Source organism: Lysobacter sp. (assembly GCF_035655815.1).
In the GTDB taxonomy this organism is placed as follows: domain Bacteria; phylum Pseudomonadota; class Gammaproteobacteria; order Xanthomonadales; family Xanthomonadaceae; genus Lysobacter_J.
In genome coordinates this window covers 22,175-36,086 of the sequence record NZ_DASRTS010000047.1, presented here as the reverse complement: position 1 = coordinate 36,086, position 13,912 = coordinate 22,175, and the positions used below count along the sequence as shown (strand labels likewise).

The following is a 13,912-nucleotide window of genomic DNA, read 5'->3' as shown; positions in this document are numbered from 1 at the left end:
TATATCGCCTGGCGGACGGTGCGCGGCGACTTCACCATCGGCGACCTGACCTTCCTCGCCGGCAGCTTCCGCCGGCTGCGCCAGTTGCTCGAAGGCCTGCTGGTGGGCTTTTCCCAGGTGGCCGGCCAGGCCATGTACCTGGACGACCTGTATTCGTTCTTCGGGATCGAGCCGGAGATCGTGTCGAAGCCGGGGGCGGCGAGTATTCCGCGCCCGATCACCGGCGGCTTCGTGTTCGAGAACGTGGGCTTCCGGTATCCGGACGCCGCCCACTGGGCGCTGCGCCACGTCGACCTCGAACTGCGGGCCGGCGAAGTGCTTGCGCTGGTGGGCGAGAACGGCGCCGGCAAGACCACGCTGGTGAAGCTGCTGGCGCGCCTGTACGACCCGGACGAGGGCCGCATCCTGCTGGACGGCCGCGACCTGCGCGAATACGACCTGGAAGACCTGCGCGGCAACGTCGGCGTGATCTTCCAGGATTTCGTGCGCTACCACCTGACCGCCGGCGAGAACATCGGCGTGGGCCAGATCGACGCGATGGACGACGGCCAACGCATCCGCGAGGCCGCACGCCGCGCCGCCGCGGATGAGGTCATCGATGGCCTGCCGCAGGGCTATGACCAGCTGATCGGACGCCGCTTCAAAACCGGCGTGGACCTGTCCGGCGGCCAGTGGCAGAAGATCGCCATTGCCCGCGCCTACATGCGCGACGCGCAGGTGATGATCCTGGACGAGCCGACGGCGGCGCTGGACGCACGCAGCGAGTTCGAGGTGTTCCAGCGTTTCAAGGAGCTCTCGCACGGCAAGACCGCGGTACTCATCTCGCACCGCTTCAGCAGCGTGCGCATGGCCGATCGCATCCTGGTGCTGGCGGAGGGGCGCCTGGAAGCCAGCGGCACCCACGAGCAGTTGCTGGCGCAGGGCGGTCGCTACGCGGAATTGTTCGAGCTTCAGGCAGCCGGTTATCGTTGAGCATTCTTCTCACCGTTCCGCCACATTCCGCACATCCGGACAGGAGCCCTGCCCCATGCGCCACGCCCTCCACTGCACCACGCTCGCCCTCGCCCTCTCGATGACCCTGGTGGGCTGCCAGGCACGCCAGGGCGAAGACGCGGCACCAAAAGCCACCGCCGCGCCGAAGTCGCTCCCGACCCAGACCGTGTCCAGCCAGAACGGCGCCGTGCAGGTGACCACCATCGCCGCGGGCCTCGAACATCCTTGGGCCGTCGCGCTGCTGCCGGATGGTGGCTTCCTGGTCACCGAGCGCCCGGGCCGCCTGCGCCACGTATCCGCCGACGGCGCGGTGTCCGCACCGCTGGGCGGCGTGCCGCAGGTGTGGGCGGAGGGCCAGGGCGGCCTGCTCGATGTCGTGCTGGCGCCTGACTTCGCCACCAGCAAGCGCATCTTCCTGAGCTATTCCGAGCCGGGCCCGGACGGCAGTGCCGGCACCGCGGTCGCCTCGGGCGTGCTGGGCGGCAATGCACTGTCCGATGTGAAGGTGTTCTATCGCCAGGAACCCAAGCTCGTCGGCCCGAACCATTTCGGCTCGCGCATCGTGTTCGACGGCAAGGGCCATGTGTTCATCAGCCAGGGCGAGCGCAACGATCGCCCCACCTCGCAGAAGCTGGACATGCTGCAGGGCAAGCTGGTGCGCCTGAACCTGGACGGCAGCGTGCCGACCGACAATCCCTTCGTCGGCCGCAAGGACGCCCGTCCGGAAATCTGGAGCTACGGCCACCGCAACGTGCAGTCGCTGGCCCTGGATCCGCGCACCGGCAAGGTATGGGAAGCCGAGCACGGCCCGAAGGGTGGCGACGAGATCAACCTCCCCGAGCCCGGCAAGAACTACGGCTGGCCGATCATCACGCACGGCATCAACTACTCCGGCCTGAAGATCCCGGAAGCCGTCGGCACCTCGGCGCCCGGCATGGAGCAGCCCTACCACGTGTGGGAGAAGTCGCCGGGCCTGTCGGGAATGGCGTTCTACACCGGACAGCCCGCGTCGAAGTGGAACGACAGCCTGTTCCTCGGCGCGCTCGCGGACGGCAGCCTGATCCGCCTGACGCTGGACGGCGACAAGATCACCGGCGAGGAGCGGCTGCTGAAGGATCTGGGCGCGCGCATCCGCGACGTGCGCGTCGGTGCCGACGGCGAGGTCTACGTGCTGACCGACGAAACCGACGGCAAGCTGCTGCGCCTGGATCCGCCGAAGGGCTGAGCGTGCACAACCGTTCGATGCCAGACGCCGTGGTCATCCCGGAGCTCGCCTACCCTGACGTGGGCGAAGCTTCGGCATGGCTGTGCGCCGCGTTTGGTTTCGTCGAACGTCTGCGCATCGGCAACCACCGTGCGCAGCTCCGATTCGGTCACGGCGGTGCCGTGGTGGTGACGCAGGGCAACCGCCGGGATTCGGGCGATCGTCGGCACGCGGTGATGGTGCGCGTCGACGACGCAGATGCGCATCATGCGCGCGCAGTCGCCCATGGCGCGCGCATCCTGCATCCGCCTACGGACCATCCCTATGGCGAGCGCCAGTACTCGGCGCTGGACCCCGCCGGCCACGTCTGGACGTTTTCGCAGAGCGTGGCCGACGTCGATCCGGCCGACTGGGGCGGCCGCTTGCTGTCGCCCTGATCTGCTGTTCATCCCCAAAGCCGGCGCGTTCCTGCACCGGACGAGCTTTCCTGTCTCGAGAACGCCCGCATGATGCGCGCCCTGCTGCTGTGCCTTGCCCTTGTCATCAGCCTTCCCGCCCTCGCCGAAACCGACGCGGAACTGCTCGCGCTCGATGCCACCTGGAACGAACTGCGCATGAAGCCCGACGTCGCGGGCCTCGACCGCATCCTGGCCGACGACTGGATGCTCACCCACTCCGACGGTCGCGTGCAGTACAAGGCCGACTACCTGGACGAACTGCGCACCAGCACCCGCCGCAACCAGGGCATCGGCAACGAGGACCTGCGCGTGCGTCGCTACGGCGACACGATGGTCGTCACCGGCGCCAGCGTGCAGAGCGGCATCAGCAACGGCCAGCCGTGGAGCGGCCGGTTCCGTTTCACGCGCACGTGGGTGAAGCGCGACGGCGCCTGGATCATGGTGTCCTCTCATTCCTCGCGCGTCGCGGCGGCGCAATAACGTCAGAACAGCGACCCTTGGGACTCGCCCGGGCTGGGCACCGAATAGTCGAGATGGCCGTCCACGATGCGGGCGGCCTTCGTATAGGGATGCTCCTCACTGCGGCTGGGCGAGATCAGGTGGATCACCTGCCATCCGCGCGACTTCAGGTCGTCGCTGATGAGGCCGCGATGGCATTGCGTCCAGTGCGCCTCGGCGCACATCATCGCGGTACGACGCGACTCGGCCAGCGCCTCCAGCCGTTCGCGGGCGTGCGTGAACTCGTCCGTTTCCATGTAGTCCGCATAGCCGCGGAAGGACGCGTTGCGCCAGACGGTGTTGTGCGAGTCCGGCCGCGGCCGGCGCCGCCCGCCCAGTTCGATCATCGGCACGTACTCGATGCCCAGTTCGGGGAGCGCCTGCGCCATGTTCGCGGCGGAAAACTGCGGATGGCGACGCGAGGCGGGATAACGCCGCACGTCGGCGATGGCCTCGATGCCGGCCTGCGCCAGCAGCTCGACGAAGTCCTCCCAGGCTCGGGTCGAATGCCCCACGGTCCAGATGGTGCGCATGGACCAAGCATATTCCGGGGCATGTCGCCAAGATGAGAATCAATCTCAGGTGATGACGACTCGGCTACAATGGCCGCAGCTCTCCTTCCCCAGTCCCCGGCAATGTCCTCCGCGTTTGGCACCGAGACGGTGCTGGATGTCCGTCACTGGACGGACGATTACTTCAGCTTCACTACCACCCGCGACGACGGCTTCCGTTTCGACAACGGCCAGTTCGTGATGATCGGGCTGCAGGTGCCCCAGGAAGATGGCTCTACCAAGCCGCTGCTGCGCGCCTATTCCATCGCCAGCGCCAACTGGGAAGAACAGCTCGAGTTCTTCAGCATCAAGGTGCCCAATGGCCCGCTGACCTCGCGCCTCAAGTCGATCCAGCCCGGCGACCAGGTGATCATCGGCCGCAAGCCCACCGGCACGCTGCTGATTCACGACCTGCATCCGGGCCGGAACCTGTACCTGCTGGGCACCGGCACCGGCCTGGCGCCGTGGCTGGCCGTGATCAAGGATCCGGAAACCTACGAGCGCTTCGACCGGGTGATCCTCACCCACGGCGTGCGCAACCAGCAGGACCTGGCGTACCGCGATTACTTCACCCACGAACTGCCGCGCCACGAGTTCCTGGGCGAGCAGATCGCCGCCAAGCTGAAGTACTACCCCGCCGTCACGCGCGAGGCGTTCGAGTTCGAAGGCCATGACCACCGCGGTCGCCTGACCGAGCTGTTCGACAGCGGCCGGATGATGGAGCACCTGGGTATCGAGTCCCTGGACCCGGAGCACGACCGCGCGATGATCTGCGGCAGCCCGCAGATGCTGGCCGATTTCCGCGCCATCCTCGACGGTCGTGGTTTCACGGCTGCGCCGCGCATCGGCACGCCGGGTCAATACGTCTTCGAACGCGCGTTTGTCGAGAAGTAACCCCGTTGTTTGCACGATCTGCCGGGCGGCTTGACCCCGATCAAGCACCTGCCCGGCGACCTGCGTAAGATCGCCCAAGGTTTCCGGGAGAAACGCGCATGAAGATCCTGCTCGCAGTGGACGGCAGCGAAATCAGCACGCGGGCCGTCAAGCACGCCATTGCGCTCAACAAGGCGCTGTCGAAACCCCTCCAGGTCGTCCTCGCCAACGTCGACGAGCCCCTGCTGCAGCGCGTGGCCGTCACCATGGGCGCGAAGGCCGTCGAGCGCTATCACGCCGAAAATGCCGAAGCGATGTGCCGCGACGCGCGACGCATGCTCAAGCGCGCGGGCATCGCCTTCGAAGAGGAAATCCACGTCGGCGACGTGCCCGACACGCTGCTGAAGATCGCCAGGAAGCATCGCGTCGACCAGATCGTGATGGGCTCGCACGGCAGCGGTCCGTTCCGCGGGATGTTCCTCGGCTCGGTGTCGGCCAAGGTCATTTCCAACACCAGCGTACCGGTCACCATCGTCCGCTGACGCACAGGCCAGCGTCGCGCTTCCCACTGAAGCGAGGCGGCCTCAGCCGAGTGCCGCCTCGATGTCGCGCGCGATCGTCTCGGGCTTCTCGTTCGGCGCGTATCGCTTGAGCACGCGTCCGTCGCGGCCGACCAGGAACTTGGTGAAGTTCCACTTGATCGCGTCGATGCCCAGGAAGCCGCCCTTCTCGTCCTTCAGCCACTTCCACAGCGGGTGCGCGCCGTCGCCGTTGACGTCGACCTTGGCGAACATCGGAAAGGTCACGTCGTAGTTTAGCGAGCAGAAGTTCTTGATCTCCGCCTCGTCGCCTGGTTCCTGGTGTCCGAACTGGTCGCAGGGAAAACCGAGCACGGCCAAGCCACGGTCACGGTAGTCGCGCCAGAGCTTTTCCAGACCCGTGTACTGCGGCGTGAACCCGCACTGCGAAGCAACGTTGACTACCAGCAGCACCTTGCCCTGGAAATCAGCGAGCGATCGCGACTGGCCGTCGATGTCGGTGGCGGAGAAGTCGAAGGCGGTGGTCATGGCGGCGCTCCGGTGAGGGACGGCGGAAGCATAGCGCCGCGGCCCGCGGTGGGAGCGCAGCCACCTTCGTCCGTCATCCCGGCGAAGGCCGGGATCCAGGCCTGCACGCTTCAACGAAGCCAGACGCAGGGATGACCAGCAGCACCACGGCTGCATCCCGGCTCCCGCCGCGACGACGACCCGGAAACGACAACGCCGGGGCGTGCCCGGCGTTGTCGTTGCAGCCATTGCGGTTGCAGCGTCAGAAGTTGGCCTTGAACTCCACACCCACCAGGCGCGGCTCGTTGATCATGCCGGTGAGATTGTTGAAGTCAATGGCGCCGACCACCTGCACCTCGTCGGTGATGTTGCGGCCGTACAGCGCCAGGTCGTAACGACCCGAATCCCACATGTAGCCGACGCGCAGACCGCCTTCGACCAGCGACTTGCCGGTGAACTCCTCCGACTCGTACAGGAAGAAGTTGACCTCGTCGCGGTAGACCCAGTCGGTGAAGACGTAAAACTCGGCGCCGTTGTCCATCGGCAGGCCCCAGCGCAGGGTCAGGTTGTGGGTCCACTCAGGGGCTTGCGGCAGCGAGTTGCCGTCGATGTTGGCGCGAAACGTACCCGACACCGGGTCGAACACGGTCGGGTCGGTCACCGTACAGTTCGGCCGCGTCGGGTCGATGCTGTTGGCGCACGTGGCAACCGTCAGGCCGGAGTCCTTGATCTCCGTCTTGTTGTAGCTGCTGCCCAAGGTGAACAGCAGGTTATCGGTGAGGTAGGCTTGGAAGTCGACCTCGATGCCCTTGCCGACCGACTCGTCCGCGTTGAGCAGAATGTTGGCATTGCCCGTAGCGCCGCCGACCGCCGTGAGCTGCTGGTCCTCGACCTCGTAGTAGAAGACGCCGGCGTTGATGCGGGCGCGGTTGTCCCACAGGTCGGCCTTGACGCCCATCTCGTAAGAGGTGGAGGTTTCCGGCGACGCGACCGACTTGGTGTTGAACGCACCTGCCGACTGGATGCTGCTGCCGCGATAACCTGTGGCGACGCGGCCGTAGACGTTCACGTCGTCGTTGATTTCGTACGTGGCCGACAGGTCCCAGCTGAACTTCTTGTCCTCCGGCGAAGCGGACAGATCGCCGTCGGGCTCAGCCGCGGCCAGATCCTCGATGGTGCACAGTCCACCCAGCACACAGGGAGCGAAGCCGGTGTTCCAGTACTCCTCGACGTTGAGTTCCTTCTCGTCCCAGGTGTAGCGCGCGCCGGCACGCAGTTCCAGCTTGTCGGTGGCCTGCCAGGTCACCGCGCCGAACAGCGCCCACGAATCGTTGGTCTGGTTGATGCGCTGGTAACCGTCCTGCGCGCCACCGTTGAGCGAGTCGTAGCTGAAGCTTTCGACGTCATAGTCTTCCTTGAAGTAGAAGAAGCCGGCCTGCCAGTTCCACGCCGTGCCGGTATCGGACTCGATGCGGAACTCCTGCGTCCACTGCGAGTGCTCCGGGATGCCGTCGGCCGTTTCGGAGGCAAACGGGATCACGCCCGGACCCGACATGCCCGGCGGCAGAAACGCTGCACCGAAGCCACCATCGATATCTCCGCGGCTGTAGGTCTCCACCGACTCGTAGCCAGTGATCGAGTACAGCGTGTAGCCGTTGCCCAGCTCCCAGCTCAGGCGGGCATTGGCGCCCTGGCTGTCGAGCTCGGAGTGGTTCAGGCCGTCCAGCGAGACCTGGTCCTCGTTGAAGCCATCGACCAGGTCGTTGGTGCCGGGCTTGATGATGTTGGCGCGGAACAGGCGCGCGGTGCCGTTGAGGTGGCGCGCATGGGCGTTGAGCAGGGCCTCGAAGCCGTCGCCTTCGTACAGGAACTGCACGCGGCCGGCGGACTCGTCATAACCCTCGAAACCATCGTTCGGGCCCGGATAGGTGTTGTCCACCCAGTTGTCGCGGCGCTGGAACAGGGCCGATGCGCGTGCCGACCAGTTTTCGGTCAGGCCGCCACCAACGGCGCCTTCCAGGTTCCACATGTTGTCGCTGCCGACGCCGACCTTGCCGTAACCGCCGAATTCCTGCGACGGACGCACCGACTCGAACTTCACCACGCCGGCCGGGCTGTTGCGGCCGAACAACGAGCCCTGCGGGCCGCGCAGCACTTCCACGCGGTCCAGGTCGAACACCGGGAAGCCCTTGAGGATCGGGTTTTCCTGCACGACGTCGTCGTACACCAGCGACACCGGCTGCGAGGTGTTGAGGCGGAAGTCGGTGTTGCCGTAGCCGCGGATGTAGAAGCGCGGGAACGCGCGGCCGAACGAGGACTCGATGTTGAGGCTGGGCACGCGGCCGGACAGGAAGCGCACGTCGGTGCCGCCGGAGCCGAACACGTCCAGCTGTTCCTGATTGACGGTGGTGACCGAGACCGGCACGTCCTGCAGGTTTTCGACGCGGCGCTGCGCGGTGACCTGCACTGCGTCCAGGGTCGCGGCGGTGTCGGTCTGGGGTTCGGGAGCAGCCTGCGCGTCCTGCGCGAGAGCGGCCTGTGCCGGCAGCATCAGGGCGATGGCGACGGCAAGGGCATGGCGGGGAAGCTTGCGGGCAAGCGTCATGGAAGGCATGTAACGGTCTCGATGACGGCGTCGGCGATAGTTGACGCCAGGGGTTCGAAGGCCGACGCATCACATGCCCCTCTCCGACATGCGACGCGGCGATGCGAAGGCTGACGGCCGTCCCATGACGGCCGCGACGCGGACCCGGTTCCGCGTCATGGCGGCTTGACGTGACGCGGCGAATGTTACCAGACGGTTAAATCGCCGTACCGGCCCGTACGCCGGCCGAGGCCGGGCAACCACCCCGCCCCAACCGGCAAATCCGAGGGGTCAGCGGGCCGCGCCCACCTTCACCGCCGGCGCGAACGGCTTGATGCCCAGCGCCTCGTGGATTTCTTCCGGGTAGTACGCGGTGGCGCCCTTGATCACCAGCGCGACCTTGCGGATATCGGCGATGTTCTTCGTCGGATCGCCGTCGATCAGCACCAGATCCGAGCGCTTGCCCGGGGTTACCGAGCCCCGCTCGGCTAGCGTGCGGCTGTACTTGGCGCCGTTCCAGGTGGCCACCTGCAGGGCCTGCGAGGGGGTCAGGCCGGCATCCACGTACAACTCCAGCTCGCGCTGAAGGGTGAAGCCCACCATCTCGTCCGTGCCAGCCACCAGCGGCACGCCGGCCTTGTAGGCACGCCCGACGAAGTCCACCAGCTTGGCGAAGGAACGGTCGTAGCGGGCCGCGGTCGTGTCGTCCGGGATGTTCATCTCGGCCGCGCGACGATTGCGCTGCACGTCGGGCGGCAGATGGTCGGCCACGTCGGCGACGATCGGCGACATCTCGCCCTCGCGCTGGTGGATGAACTCGAACGTCGCCAAGGTCGGGTCGATCACGATCTGCTTCGACGCCAGCGTGCCGATGAAGTCCTGCACCGGCTTGCTGTCCAGGTCCAGGCCGTCGGTCTTGTCGGCCACCAGGTAGAACCGCGCCAGCGTGCGCGTGTCGGTCTTGTCGTCGACGAAGAAGTTCAGCATCAGCTGGTTGATGTGCTGGATCTCGTCGAACCCGTCGTCCACCACGTCCTGCGCACGCATGAACGCCGGCACGTGGCCGCTGACGCGCAGCCCCTTGGAATGCGCGTACGCGACAGTGTCCTTGAGGATGTCCTTCGGGAAGGAGTTGTAGATCTTGATCTGCGGGTAGCCGTGCGCGGCATACCAGTCCACCGCCTTCTTCGACTCGTCCAGGTTCTTCACGACGAAGCCGTTGCGTGCGGAGAACTGGCTCTCGCCCTCGATGAAGCCGGCCGGCACCACGTCCGGCGACATCAGCGTGCCGGCCTTGATCTCGCCAATCATCTGCTGGAGCGTGGCGTTGTCGTTGCCCATGTCGCGCACCGTGGTCACGCCCGCGGCCAGGTTGAGCCCGCCATCCCAGCGGCCGACGTGGCCATGCATGTCGAACAGGCCCGGCAGCAGGACCTTGCCGCCAGCGTCGATGACGTGGTCGGCTTTCGCCTGCTTAGATGCCGGCGTCACCGACACGATCTTTCCGTCGCGCACCAGCACGTCGCTGGCGGCTCCGAGCTGCGCCTTCTCGCTGTCGAACACGCGCGCGTTGCGGATCAGCGTGGTGCCGGCGAGTGGATGGCCCAGGCGCTTGGCCAGGTCGACCAGCGCCTCGCCCTCGGCCTGCTTCTGGCGCGCTTCCAGATCGGCCGCGACCGACTGGCAACCGTCCTCGACCAGCTGCAGGTAGCCCGGGTAGATGAATGCGAACAGGCGCGGGTTCGCATCCGTGGTGGCCCACGCGAACGTCGGCGTCAGCCCCACCCCGGTCAGCGCTACCAGTTGCACGTCGCGCGACTGGTCTGCGCACTTCACCTGCGTCTTCGCGACCTGGCGCGAAGTCAGCGTGCCGCTGGGAATCAGCGGCAGCTTGCCGTCCGGGCGCCTGGCCAGCGCGTTCAACGCCACCGACAGCCCGGCCGGCGAACCGCCCAGCGGCGAATACATGGCCGTGCCCTGCACCGTCTGGCTGCCCTTGTCGGACGTGGACGTCCACTGCGCCTGGTCGCCCTTGCGGCTGAAGCGCTCGTCGATCTTCGCGCCGAAGGTGGACGTGCCCCGCACCTCGTAGGTCAGGTAGGTCCCGTCCGGCGCCAGCGTGTACGCCTCCTTCAGTTCCGGTCCGCGCCCGTTGTCCTTGAAGATGAAGTCGACCGTGGTGCTGCCGTCGTCACGATGCGTGACCACCTGCTGGCCCGCCTGCTTGCCGCCGTCGACCAGCGCGACGTAGCGCACGGTTTCCGCCGCGAGGATCTGGGGCGCGAGGGTCAGCAGGCCCAGGAACAGTGAACCGGCGAGCGCGCTGCGTGTGTTCGTGTTCATGCGATGTCCTTGTCCGGATTGGCGGAGCCGGCCGCGCCGGCGTTCTTTTCCGCGAGTGTAGCCAGCCTGTGCCGGCCCGGGCCGTTGCGAGGCCCATGCCTTTCGTCATGGGTTCGCCCGGGCCCCATCGGGTAGGCTGCGGGCTCCCTTTGACGAGGTTCCAGTCCCATGAAGCACCCTCTCGCGCTGGCGCTGGCGGTGGCAATCGCCGCAACCGCCCCCACTTACGCCAAGACCCCCCAGGCAGGTACCGCCGTGAGTGCGCAAGCCGAGTCTTTGAAAGGCACCAATCCGTTCTTCGCCGACAGCCCGCTGCCGCTGCACTACCCGCAGTTCGACAAGATCAAGGACAGCGACTTCGCCCCCGCCTTCGACGCCGGCATGGCCGAGCAGCTGAAGGAGATCGACGCGATCGCCAACAACCCGGCCAAGCCGACCTTCGACAACACCATCATCGCGATGGAGAAGTCCGGCCGTACGCTCACCCGCGCCGTCACAGTCTTCTTCAACCTGGTCGGCACCGACACCAACCCGGTCCGCGAGATGCTGCAGGCCGAGTACGCGCCGAAGTTCTCCGCGCACCGGGACGCCATCAACCTCAACGGCAAGCTGTTCGCCCGCGTGAAGGCGTTGTACGACACGCGTGATTCGCTGGGCCTGGATGCGCAGGGTGTGCGCCTGGTCGAGCGTTACTACACCGACTTCGTCCGCGCCGGCGCCAACCTGTCCGACGCCGACAAGGCCAAGCTGAAGCAGATCAACTCGCAGCTGGCCGCGCTGGGCACCAAGTTCAGCCAGAACGTGCTGGCCGAGGTCAACGCCTCCGCCATCGTGGTCGACACGAAGGAAGAACTCGACGGCCTGAGCGACGAGCAGATCGCCGCCGCCGCCGAGGCCGCCAAGGCGCGCAAGCTCGACGGCAAGTACGTCATCGCCCTGCTCAACACCACCGGCCAGCCGCCGGAAGCCTCGCTGACCAACCGCGCCCTGCGCGAGCGCCTGCACAAGGCGTCGGTCGCGCGCGGCAGCCGCGGCAACGAGTTCGACAACACCGGCATCGTCGCCCAGGTCACCAAGCTGCGCGCCGAGCGCGCCAAGATGATGGGCTACCCGAACTACGCGGCCTACGTGCTCGAGGACGAGACCGCGAAGACGCCGCAGGCGGTGAATTCGATGCTCGGCCAGCTCGCCCCGGCCGCCGTCGCCAACGCGCAGCGCGAGGCCGCCGACCTGCAGGCGATGATCGACGCCGAGCAGAAGGCCAAGGGCCAGCCGACCTTCAAGCTGGAGCCGTGGGACTGGGCCTTCTACACCGAGAAGGTGCGCCAGGCGAAGTACAGCTTCGACGAGGCGCAGCTCAAGCCGTACTTCGAGATGCAGAACGTGCTGGAGAACGGCGTGTTCTACGCTGCCGGCCAGCTGTACGGCCTGAAGTTCAAGCAGCGCACCGACCTGCCCAAGTACCACCCGGACACCTGGGTGTACGACGTGTTCAACGAGGACGGCTCGCAGCTGGCCATCTTCATCTGGGATCCGTATGCGCGTTCGTCCAAGCGCGGCGGTGCGTGGATGAACTCGTACGTCGACCAGTCCGGCATGACCGGCTTCAAGCCGGTGGTGGCCAACCACCTCAACATCCCCAAGCCCAGCGCGGGCAAGCCGACGCTGCTGACCTGGGATGAGGTGACCACCGCGTTCCACGAGTTCGGCCACGCGCTGCACGGCATGTTCTCCAACGTGCAGTACCCGTACTTCAGCGGCACCAGCGTCCCGCGCGACTTCGTCGAGTACCCCTCGCAGGTCAACGAGATGTGGGCCGACTGGCCGTCGATCCTGGCCAACTACGCCAAGCACTACCAGACCGGCGCGGCCATGCCGAAGGAACTGCTGGACAAGGTCGTCGCCGCGTCCAAGTTCAACCAGGGCTTCGCCACCACCGAGTACCTCGGTGCAGCCATGCTCGACCAGAACTGGCACCAGGCCACCGAAGGCCAGCTGCCCGCCGCGTCCGGCGTGATAGCGTTCGAGGCCGCCGCGCTGAAGAAGGACGGCGTGGACTTCTACGCCGTGCCGCCGCGTTACAAGACCCCGTACTTCAGCCACATCATGGGCGGCTACGCGGCAGGCTACTACGCGTACATCTGGTCTGAAGTGCTGGACGCCAACAGCGTGGAGTGGTTCAAGCAGAACGGCGGCCTGAGCCGCAAGAACGGCGACCACTTCCGCCAGACCCTGCTCTCGCAGGGCGGCAGCGTCGACGCCCTGCAGCTGTTCCGCAACTTCGCCGGCCACGACCCGAAGATCGAACCTCTGCTGGAAAAGCGCGGCCTGACCGCCACCCCGGCCGCCCAGCCGACCGGCAAGGCCGCGAACAAGTAATCCGCGTCACTGCCGTACTCGTTGCATGAAAAACCGCCCGGGAAACCGGGCGGTTTTTTTGTTGATGATGAGCAGTGGCGGTTGCGGTTACGGTTGCAGTTGCGGTTACGGTTGCAGTTGCGGTTGCGGTTGCAGTTGCGGTTGCGGTTGCCGTTTCGACCGGCGATTTTTCGTTACGGCTGGTACTTCTGCGACGACGACACTTGCCTGCAGTTCTGCAGCTGTTCCGCCTTGCAACTCTGCTCGCTGTTGCTGTTGCTGTTGCTGTTGCTGTTGCTGTTGCTGTTGTTGTTGCTGTTGCCTCTCCTGCCCGTCATCCCCGCGAAGGCGGGGATCCACGGACTTTTCATGCTTTCGTGGAACGCCCCCACAAACGTCTGCTGTCGCTGTCGCTGTTGCTCTCGCTGCCGTTCTTGCGCTCTTGCTGTGATGTTGCTCTCGCCCCTGCTCGTCATCCCCGCGAAGCGGGGATCCAGGGACTTTTCGTGCTTTCGTGGAACGCCCCACAAACGTCTACTGTCGCTGTTGCTGTTGCTCTCGCTGACGTTCTTGCGCTCTTGCTGTGATGTTGCTCTCGCCCTGCTCGTCATCCCCGCGAAGGCGGGGATCCAGGGACTTTTCATGCATTCGCGGAGCGCCCCACAAACTCCGTGCCGTTGCTGTTGCTTTCGAACAGCCAACCAAATTCCTAAACCCATAGGGCGCCGCACATGGATGTGCGACCCTGAGCAGGGAGGCACGGAGTGAGGGCGATGCGTGCTTGCGAGCCACTGGCTCGCGCATCGTCCGAACGCCCGCGCCGCAAGCGCGGGCCCGCGGCCGTAGGCCGCACCGACTTGCGGGGCGCCAACTCCCTTTCCGGTCGTGGGTTTGTTGTGTCGGGGAAGACCGCTTCTTTTGGTTACGTTTGGCCGAAGGGAATCCAGTCGGACTTTGGGTCAGCAAAGAAAAGTGACCCGGCCGGCTTTAGACGGGCGGTAGCT

12 protein-coding genes are annotated in these 13,912 nt (G+C 66.1%); 7 read left to right on the top strand and 5 right to left on the bottom strand.

The window, feature by feature from the left end:
* The 4 genes from VFE83_RS13260 to VFE83_RS13245 all read left to right on the top strand — a co-directional run.
* A partial coding sequence (locus VFE83_RS13260; protein ID WP_324906896.1) for an ABC transporter ATP-binding protein occupies positions 1 to 972 on the top strand: 972 nt, incomplete at its 5' end.
* Between the two features lie 55 nt (positions 973 to 1,027).
* The gene (locus VFE83_RS13255; RefSeq protein ID WP_324906894.1) at positions 1,028 to 2,218 is read left to right on the top strand and encodes a PQQ-dependent sugar dehydrogenase; all 1,191 of its coding nucleotides are present in this window, start codon (positions 1,028 to 1,030) and stop codon (positions 2,216 to 2,218) included.
* Positions 2,219 to 2,235: 17 nt separating this feature from the next.
* Positions 2,236 to 2,634, top strand: coding sequence for a VOC family protein (locus VFE83_RS13250; RefSeq protein ID WP_324906892.1), 399 nt, complete (start codon positions 2,236 to 2,238; stop codon positions 2,632 to 2,634).
* Positions 2,635 to 2,703: 69 nt separating this feature from the next.
* Positions 2,704 to 3,135, top strand: a complete 432-nt coding sequence (locus VFE83_RS13245; protein ID WP_324906890.1) for a nuclear transport factor 2 family protein — start codon at positions 2,704 to 2,706, stop codon at positions 3,133 to 3,135.
* Positions 3,136 to 3,137: 2 nt separating this feature from the next.
* Here the strand turns inward: VFE83_RS13245 and VFE83_RS13240 are convergent, their stop codons facing one another.
* Complete coding sequence (locus VFE83_RS13240) at positions 3,138 to 3,686, bottom strand: DUF488 domain-containing protein (protein WP_324906888.1); 549 nt, start codon at positions 3,684 to 3,686, stop codon at positions 3,138 to 3,140.
* 102 nt (positions 3,687 to 3,788) lie between these two features.
* Between VFE83_RS13240 and VFE83_RS13235 the strand changes: the two genes are divergently transcribed.
* Positions 3,789 to 4,598 carry a ferredoxin--NADP reductase gene (locus tag VFE83_RS13235; RefSeq protein ID WP_324906886.1) on the top strand — a complete coding sequence of 270 codons (810 nt, stop codon included), beginning with the start codon at positions 3,789 to 3,791 and terminating at the stop codon, positions 4,596 to 4,598.
* 98 nt (positions 4,599 to 4,696) lie between these two features.
* Positions 4,697 to 5,119: a universal stress protein gene (locus tag VFE83_RS13230; RefSeq protein ID WP_324906884.1), complete on the top strand. Its 423-nt coding sequence runs from the start codon at positions 4,697 to 4,699 to the stop codon at positions 5,117 to 5,119.
* 42 nt (positions 5,120 to 5,161) lie between these two features.
* Here the strand turns inward: VFE83_RS13230 and VFE83_RS13225 are convergent, their stop codons facing one another.
* The 3 genes from VFE83_RS13225 to VFE83_RS13215 all read right to left on the bottom strand — a co-directional run bounded on the left by VFE83_RS13225 (position 5,162) and on the right by VFE83_RS13215 (position 10,550).
* Positions 5,162 to 5,644, bottom strand: coding sequence for a glutathione peroxidase (locus VFE83_RS13225; protein ID WP_324906882.1), 483 nt, complete (start codon positions 5,642 to 5,644; stop codon positions 5,162 to 5,164).
* Positions 5,645 to 5,885: 241 nt separating this feature from the next.
* Complete coding sequence (locus VFE83_RS13220) at positions 5,886 to 8,228, bottom strand: TonB-dependent receptor (protein ID WP_324906898.1); 2,343 nt, start codon at positions 8,226 to 8,228, stop codon at positions 5,886 to 5,888.
* A 270-nt stretch (positions 8,229 to 8,498) separates the two neighbouring features.
* Complete coding sequence (locus VFE83_RS13215) at positions 8,499 to 10,550, bottom strand: amidohydrolase family protein (protein WP_324906880.1); 2,052 nt, start codon at positions 10,548 to 10,550, stop codon at positions 8,499 to 8,501.
* Positions 10,551 to 10,718: 168 nt separating this feature from the next.
* On the opposite strand from VFE83_RS13215, the gene VFE83_RS13210 reads away from it, so the two are divergent.
* Entirely contained in the window at positions 10,719 to 12,929 is a 2,211-nt protein-coding gene (locus VFE83_RS13210) for a M3 family metallopeptidase (protein WP_324906878.1), read from the top strand.
* A 173-nt stretch (positions 12,930 to 13,102) separates the two neighbouring features.
* Here the strand turns inward: VFE83_RS13210 and VFE83_RS13205 are convergent, their stop codons facing one another.
* A complete protein-coding gene (locus VFE83_RS13205) occupies positions 13,103 to 13,279 on the bottom strand; it encodes a hypothetical protein (protein WP_324906876.1) in 177 nt (58 codons plus the stop codon).
* Positions 13,280 to 13,912 lie beyond the last annotated feature (633 nt).